General features: G+C 68.2%; 1 protein-coding gene and 1 pseudogene. One reads left to right on the top strand and one right to left on the bottom strand.

Translation table 11 applies throughout. The features are described 5' to 3' along the window. A partial coding sequence (locus tag A5625_RS09010; RefSeq protein WP_066991783.1) for a VWA domain-containing protein occupies positions 1–726 on the top strand: 726 nt, incomplete at its 5' end. Positions 727–730: 4 nt separating this feature from the next. Here the strand turns inward: A5625_RS09010 and A5625_RS09005 are convergent. Then, positions 731–1,001 (bottom strand): annotated as a pseudogene (locus tag A5625_RS09005) (hypothetical protein); the annotation flags it as partial.

Below are 1,001 nucleotides of genomic sequence, written 5' to 3'. Positions count from 1 at the left end.
CCGCTCAACCGCGCCGTCATCATGCTGGTGATCGACATGTCGCAGTCCATGCGCGCGACCGACGTCGAACCCAACCGGCTCAAGGCCGCCGAACAGGCCGCCACTCAGTTCGCCGGCCAGCTCACCCCCGGCATCAACCTCGGCCTGGTCGGTTTCGCGGGCACGCCTTATCTGCTGGTGCCGCCGACCCCGCAACATCAGGCGACCATCGACGCGCTGAAGAAGCTGGAGTTCGCCGACAGCACCGCCACCGGCGAAGCCATCTTCACCGCTCTGCACGCGATCAGTGCCACCGCGGTCGCCGGGGGCGACAATCCGCCGCCGGCCCGCATCGTGCTGGAATCCGACGGCGCCGAGAACGTGCCGCTGGACCCGAACGCTCCGCAGGGGGCGTTCACCGCGGCCCGGGCCGCCAAAGCCGAGGGCGTGCAGATCTCGACGATCTCGTTCGGCACCCCGTACGGCACCGTCGACTACGAGGGCGCCACCATCCCCGTTCCGGTGGATGACCAGACCCTGCAGAAGATCTGCGAGATCACCGAGGGCCAGTCGTTTCACGCCGACAGCCTGGACTCGCTGAAGAACGTGTACTCGACGCTGCAGCGCCAGATCGGCTACGAGACCGTCAAGGGCGACGCGAGCATGGCCTGGATGTTGCTCGGCGCCTTCGTCATGGCCGGCGCCATCTTGGCCGGCCTGCTGCTCAACCGCAGGCTGCCCGCCTGAGTCGTCAGCTGGGCAGCCGCCGGTTGATCAGCAGGGCCAGCGCCGTCGCGATCAGTGCGGTCAGGACGCCCAGGCGCAGCCAGCCGGAGCTGCCCGGTCCGGGCACCGTGCGGTAGCCGATCTCGTTCTCGATGGCGTTGTAGCTCTTCTCCAGCTCGCCGAGGTTGGTGGCGGTGTAGGACTGCCCGCCGGACAGCTTGGCGACCGTCTTCATCTGGTCGGTCGAGACCGGGACCGCGATCCGGTGCCCGTCCATCTCGATTTCACCGCCCTTG

Source organism: Mycobacterium sp. 1465703.0 (genome assembly GCF_001672975.1).
Lineage (GTDB): Bacteria > Actinomycetota > Actinomycetes > Mycobacteriales > Mycobacteriaceae > Mycobacterium.
This window is presented reverse-complemented; position numbering and strand designations above follow the sequence as displayed.